Origin of the sequence: Paenibacillus sp. Leaf72, from assembly GCF_001422685.1 — a bacterium.
Taxonomy (GTDB): domain Bacteria; phylum Bacillota; class Bacilli; order Paenibacillales; family Paenibacillaceae; genus Pristimantibacillus.
This window is the reverse complement of sequence record NZ_LMLV01000020.1, coordinates 1-7,290: the sequence shown is the minus strand read 5'-3', so window position 1 is coordinate 7,290 and position 7,290 is coordinate 1. Positions and strand designations below refer to the sequence as shown.

General features: G+C 55.7%; 3 protein-coding genes. All 3 read right to left on the bottom strand.

All coding sequences use genetic code 11. The features are described from left to right. Positions 1-1,062 (bottom strand): condensation domain-containing protein (locus ASF12_RS18570; protein ID WP_235533211.1); only part of this gene is annotated, 1,062 nt, incomplete at its 3' end. Further along, positions 975-1,682, bottom strand: a complete 708-nt coding sequence (locus tag ASF12_RS18565) for a condensation domain-containing protein (RefSeq protein ID WP_056037780.1) — start codon at positions 1,680-1,682, stop codon at positions 975-977. The genes ASF12_RS18565 and ASF12_RS18570, both read right to left, overlap by 88 nt. Beyond that, positions 1,633-7,290 (bottom strand): non-ribosomal peptide synthetase (locus tag ASF12_RS18560; RefSeq protein ID WP_056037776.1); only part of this gene is annotated, 5,658 nt, incomplete at its 5' end. The genes ASF12_RS18565 and ASF12_RS18560, both read right to left, overlap by 50 nt.

Sequence of the window (7,290 nt, the reverse complement as noted above, 5' to 3'; positions counted from 1 at the left end):
TAACCGCTGCGCGAATTGCTCCACCGTCGCTGGACGGTACTGCGCGGCGCTGTAGCTAACGGTCAGGCGCAACGTTCCCTCCGCGATCATCCCGTTGCATTCCAGCAGCGCGGCTCGTTGCCTTCTACTGCTGATCGCCTCTCCCGAGGAGAGCGGGGATAGCTCAAGCGCGCTGCGCTCCAAATCCTGATCAAACTGGCCCAAGTAATTGAAGGAAATGTCGGGGTCACACGACCAGTCTTCCCCTTCCACCTGCTTGGACCCATACCGCAGAAGGCCGTAGCCAACCCCTTTGTCCGGGATCGCTCGCAGCGTTTCCTTCACTCGCTTGATCTGCTGCGACAAGGTCATCTCTGGCTTCATCTCCAGCACCACCGGGTACGCGCTCGTGAACCAGCCGACCGTCCGGCTGACATCCACATCCGTAAGAATCGTTTCCCTTCCATGCCCTTCCAGCATGATCCCCACACGCGTCATACCGCTCCACGCCTGAACCGCCATCGCTAGAGCAGTTAGCAGCAAATCATTAATCTCCGTTCCGTAAGCTCGGTGCGCTTCTTTCAGCAGTTGCTGCGTCTGGACTTGTGACCACTCCACGGCCAGCGTTTGGCTAGCTGCTAGCGTTGAAGCTCCTAAAGCTTCTGAGGCTTCTGAGGCTCCTGAGGCTCCTGAGTCGTAATCCTTGGGCAGCGGCGGAACCGCCATCTCTACGATCCGCTTCCAGTACGCACGCTGCGTCTCCATCGCCGGACTTCCTGCATAAGCGCTCCATTGCTGCGCCCATGTCTGGAATGCGTCCGTTTTCTGTGGCAACCGGATGTCTTCCCCTTGTACTGCTTGCTCGTACGCAGTGGAAAAATCTTCAAACAGAATTCGCCAAGATATCCCGTCCACGACCCAGTGATGAATGACGATGAGCAAATGATCCCCATCCCCACCTTGGAACAAGCCCAGCCGCATGAGCGGGCCGGTCGCTAGCGAAATGCTGCCTTGCAGCTCAGCGGCAGCGGCTTCGACCTTTTCGCTCCATCCGGGCTCACCCCGGAAATCGAAAACGTCCAACCTAAATCGAAAACGTCCAACCTCGAACGCCTTGACGGCTTTAAGCCCAGCCGCATGAGCGGGCCGGTCGCTAGCGAAATGCTGCCTTGCAGCTCAGCGGCAGCGGCTTCGACCTTTTCGCTCCATCCGGGCTCACCCCGGAAATCGAAAACGTCCAACCTGTAAAGCTCACCGTCCGCCACCTTCCGGTTCCAAGCGAAATAGCTGCCGTCCTCGGCCTGCGTCAGCGTCATCCGCAGCGCGTCATGATGCGTGGCGAGGTGCTGCATCGCCACGCTCAGCGCCACGCGGTCAAACCGTTCTTCCCGATACAGCATGACCGCCTGGTTGAAATGATGCAGGTCGACGGGATCACGTTCCACCAGCCAGCGCTGAATCGGCGTCAGCGGCACCGCCCCGTGTACTTCTCCTTGTTCCGCCGTACGGGTAACCGCCGTCAGATGGGTGCCTAGCTGCGCCACCACCGGATAGCGGAATAACGTCTTCATTTCCAGCTTGTACCCGACCTGCAGCAGCCGGGAAGCGACTTGAATCGCTTTGATCGAGTCGCCGCCCAGATCGAAGAAATGGTCATGGATGCTGACCTCGGGCACGCCGAGCACCTGCTGCCACACCGTCACCAGCGCATGCTCCATCGCTGTGCGAGGCGGAGCATACGGGAGGTGTGAAGCCTGAGCCTCTGGCATCGGCAGCGCCTGACGGTCCACTTTGCCGTTGGCCGTGAGTGGCAGGCTCTCCATCTGCACGAAGGAGGCCGGCACCATATAGGCGGGCAAGGAAGCCGACAGCAAGCTGCGCAGCCTCGGAATCTCCAGCTCGCTGCCTACGACGTAGGCGCACAGCTGACAAGGAGGCCGGCACCATATAGGCGGGCAAGGAAGCCGACAGCAAGCTGCGCAGCCTCGGAATCTCCAGCTCGCTGCCTACGACGTAGGCGCACAGCTGAAGGCTGCCCCCCGCATCCGGCAGCGCCTGCACGATCGCCTCGCGAACCGTTGCCCCTCGAAGCAGCACCGCTTCAATCTCACTGAGCTCGATGCGGTAACCGCGAATTTTTACCTGTTCATCCCTGCGTCCCACATACGCCAAGGAGCCATCCGCCTGCCAGCGAACCAAGTCCCCCGTACGGTACATTCGCTCCCCTGGCTCAAACGGGTTAGACACAAATTTTTCCAAAGTTAGATCCGCTCTATCCCAATATCCTCGGGCTAGACCGACTCCGCTTATGCACAGTTCACCAACAGCACCAACAGGCTGCAAGCCGTTCTCCTGGGTAAGTACATACACTCGGGTGTTAGAAATAGGCTTCCCGATCGGTATGACAGCAAGGGATGCATCCACTCGGGCCGATGTAGCAAGCACTGTACCTTCTGTAGGTCCATAGTTGTTGTATAAAGCATACCGAGTATGACTGATTTTCTTCAAACGATCCCCGCCCGTCAACAAAACGCGCAGAGAACGATTTTCCAGCGTTATAAACTGTTCGCACACCTGTGTCGGCAAGAAGCTGACCGTTATGTTTTTTTCCTCAAAATAGGCATTTAAGGCGGCAGGGTCCAGACGCAAATCTTCCGGTACGATATGCACGGCGGCTCCTATCGTAAGGGAAGGGAATATTTCCCACGCCGCTGCATCAAAACCAATACCTGCATATTGGGTTGTCCGATCTGTTGCACTCATATCAAAATAGGCCTGATGCCATCTGCACAAATGAACGACAGAGCGGTGTTCGATCATAACGCCTTTCGGCCTGCCGGTCGAACCGGACGTATAAATGATGTAAGCTACATCTGTCGGAAGGATTGCAGGTAAAGGCTGTTCGGAATGCTCCTCTAGTTTTTCTAACCCGTCTAGTAGAAGAACCTCCACTGCTGATTGTTTAACTTGATGAACATGTGCTTGATGCGTCAGGCAAAAACGAGCCCTGCTGTCCTCCAGCATGAAATGAATCCGTTCTGTCGGATAGTCGGGATCAATCGGCACATAAGCAGCGCCCGTTTTCAAAATGCCTAGGATGCCAACGATCAGTTCCACGGAACGCGTAGGCATGATGGCAACAACATCTGCTGGCGCCACGCCGCGCTTCTGCAAATTAAACGCCACACTGCTGCTGCGTTCGTTCAGCTCTTGGTAGGTCAAGGCCTCCTCCCCGCAAACGACGGCGACACGTTCCGGCGTCTTCGCCGCTTGCTCCTCAAACAGCGCATGCAGCGTCGCCCGCTGCTCTAGCAGCACTTCTGCCCCTGTATCGTTAAAGTCCACCAGCAACTGCTCCCGCTGCCCTGCCGTCAGCAAGTCCATGCTTCCCAGCGTTGTATGCGAATCGCGGGTCACTTGACGCAGCAGCTCCGTAAAATGACCCACCCAGCGCTCAATCGTGGCCCGCTCGAACAGCTTCACCGCGTATTCCAGCGTGCAACGCATGCCCTGCTCCTCTTCACTTACCGACAGCGTCAGATCGAATTTCGCCGCTCCACTTTCTACTGGGTACGGCGTCCATTGCAGATCCGCCAGCTCCAACTCCGACTGCTCCGTGTTTTGCAACACCAGCATCGCATCAAAAAGCGGATTGCGGCTCAAATCCCGCTGCCTGACTACCTGCTCCACCAGTTCCTCGAACGGATAGTCCCCGTGTTCGAAGGCGCTTAGCGCCGTCTGCTTCACTTCCTGCAAGTAGGCGGAGAATGGTTTTTCACCCGACGGGCTCAGCCGCAGCGCCAGTGTGTTCACGAACATCCCTAGCATGCCCTGCAAGTCAGCATGCGAACGTCCCGCAATCGGCGTGCCGACGATCAGCTCCTCCTGACTGCTTAACCGGCCAAGCAACGCGCTGTACGCTGCCAGCAGCACCATATACACCGTCGCCCCGCTCGTACGGGCCAGCTCCCGCAGCGCTCCTGACAGCTCGCTGTCCAGCTCGAATTCTACGCGTGCTCCCTCGAAGCTGCGCACCGCCGGAAGCGGATAATCGAGCGGCAGGCTCAGCACCGGCAGCTCCCCGGCGAACTGCTTCAGCCAGTAGCGCTCCATCTCCCGATAAGACGCGCTTTCCCGGCAGCTTTGCTGCCAGACTGCATAATCTTTATACTGCAAACGCAGTGGCTCCAGTTCTTCTCCTCCATACAGCTTCGTAAACTCCTGCACAAATATACTCATCGACGTGCCGTCGGAAATAATATGATGCATATCGAACAACAGCAAATGATTCGCTTCGCCTACGCGCACCACCGTCGTCCGCAGCAGCGGCGCTTCGCTGAGGTCGAACGGACGAAGGAAGGTGCGAACGCGCTCCTGTGCTTCCTCCTCCGTCGCCTCCTCGTACCCGTACAGCTTCGTAAACTCCTGCACAAATATACTCATCGACGTGCCGTCGGAAATAATATGATGCATATCGAACAATAGCAAATGATTCGCTTCGCCTACGCGCACCACCGTCGTCCGCAGCAGCGGCGCTTCGCTGAGGTCGAACGGACGAAGGAAGGTGCGAACGCGCTCCTGTGCTTCCTCCTCCGTCGCCTCCTCGTAAGTTACCGAGAACACGGCAGACGCCACAATACGCTGCATCGGCTCCCCGTCAACTACTGCAAACTCTGTCCGCAGCGATTCGTGGCGGGCCACCAGCGCTTGCAGCGCCCTTTCCAGCCGCTGACGATCCAGCGATCCCGCCAGACGCAGAGCGACTGGCATATTGTAACTAAGCTCCGCTCCCTCCAGCTGCTGTAGCACGTACAGGCGTTTTTGCGCTGAGGACAGCGGATAAAATTCGTTTTCTTCAATAATTGAAGGAATGAAGCTGTAAGAAGCTTGTTCCAGCTTGCCAATCGCATACGCCATCTGTTCAATGGTAGCGAAGTGGAACACATCCCGCAGCGGGAGGTCCACATTCATCGCTTTACGCACCATGCTTACCAGCGTTGCTGCCCTTAAAGAGTGGCCGCCAAGCTCGAAGAAATTGTCCTTTACACCAACCCGCTCCAGCCTGAGCACTTCCCGCCAAATTTCCGCAAGCTGCGCTTCCTGCGACGTGCGCGGCGCGACATGCTCCTCTCCTGTTTGCAATCTGCCTTCAGGCGCTGGCAGCGCTTTGCGGTCGATTTTTCCGTTCGATGTCAGCGGCATCCGATCCATCTGCACAAAGTACGACGGAATCATGTACCCCGGCAGCTCTTGCGATAGCAGGCTTCTTATCTCGTTTACCGCAAACGGCTGATCCGCTACAAAATACGCGCAAAGATGCTTCTCTCCGCCTCCATCCTCGCAAGCGAGAACGATTGCCTCCTGCACCGCTTCCACCTTGGTCAGCTGCGTTTCGATTTCGCCAAGCTCAATACGGTACCCGCGAATTTTCACTTGATGATCGATTCGGCCCAAATACTCGATGCTGCCATCTGGCAGCCATCTTGCCAAATCCCCGGAACGGTACATTTTTGCGCCAGCATCAAAAGGATTGTCCACAAACTTCTCATTTGTCAAATCAGGACGGTTCAAGTACAGACGCGCCAGCCCTTCGCCAGCTACATACATTTCCCCAGTCACACCGACAGGCACGCAATTTCGCTTTGCATCCAGCACGTATACGTTTAGCGTAGGAATCGGACGGCCGATATTGCTTTTCGCCTGCTCAATCTCTACCTCGGTAATCTCTTTGTACGTGACATGTACCGTCGTTTCCGTAATGCCGTACATATTGATCAGCTGCGTCGCCGGATATTTCGCCCTCCAGTTTTTTAACAGTTGCGGGCTTAGTGCCTCACCGCCAAAAATGACCTTGCGCACGCTCAGCGTCGGCGCTTCCTCTGCCAGCGCTTCACGCAGCAATTGGTAGAAATAGGTTGGTGTCTGGTTCAAAATCGTCACTTGCTGCTCAGCCAGCAATCGCAGAAACTGCGCCGGATTTTTTGCCGCCAGCGACGGCACGATGACCAATTTTCCTCCGTACAGCAAAGCCCCATACATCTCCCATACCGAGAAGTCAAAGCAGAACGAGTGGAACAGCGTCCACGTATCCGACGGGCCGAAATCAAACAAGTTTTTGCTGTTGAACAGCAGCCGCACAACATTTTTATGCTCGATCAAGGTTCCTTTCGGCTTGCCTGTCGTCCCCGATGTGTAGATGACGTAGGCCGCATTGCTCGGCACATTGACGGATTCCAGATTGGCCCCATCTTCATGATAAGACTGCTCGTGATCCAGCAAAATGACCGTGCCTTCAAACACAGCTTGCTGCTGCCGATGCTCCTGAACCAACAGCACCTGCGTCCCTGAGTCTTCCAGCATGTAGCTGATCCGTTCCTGCGGATAGTCCGGATCAATCGGCACATATGCGCCCCCTGCTTTTAAAATCGCCATCAAGCCAACGACCATTTCCAGCGAGCGCTCGGCCATAATGCCCACCAATTGATCAGGCTTCACACCCGCAGCCCTCAGTGTTCGGGCCAAGCGATTGGCTCGTTCGTTCAACGCCCGATACGTCAACTGCTCCTGCTCAAACCGAACGGCTACAGCGTTCGGATTCTGCTGCACCTGCTCCTCAAACAGCTGCTGGATCGTCTTCTCCCGCTGATACTCCGCTGTTGTATCGTTGAAACCGTGCAAAATCTGTGCCAGCTCCTTACTGCTCAGCATGCTCAGATCGGCAATTTCTGCCTCAGGTGCTTCAATAATGCTGTCTACCAAATGAGCAAAATGCTTCGCCATCCGCTGCGCCGTTTCCCTATTGAACAAAGCTGTTGCGTACTGTAGGCTGCATGATAGTCCGTCGCTTTCTTCCCGAACATCCAGAACAAGGTCGAATTTAGCTATCGCGTATTCGCTCTGATATGGCTTTAGTTCAAGCCCTTCTATACGAATGCCTGTGTTTTCTGTATTTTGCAGGACAAACATGGCGTCAAACACTGGATTGCGGCTTAAATCACGATTAACCTGCACGTTTTCTACCAATTGTTCAAACAAGTAGTCCTGATGCTCGTACGCTCCGAGCGCCGTTTCCTTCATTTCCTGCAAATAGCTCAAAAACGGCATGCTGCCGTGCGGATATGTGCGGATCGCAAGGGTATTGACGAACATTCCAATTAGCGGCTCTATGTCCGGATGCGTTCTGCTTGCAATCGGCGTACCGACGATAATGTCTTCTTGCCCGGAGTATTTATGCAGCAAAATCGTATACGCCGCTAACAGCACCATATACAGCGTAGATCCATGCTGAGCAGCGTAGATCCATGCTGAGCA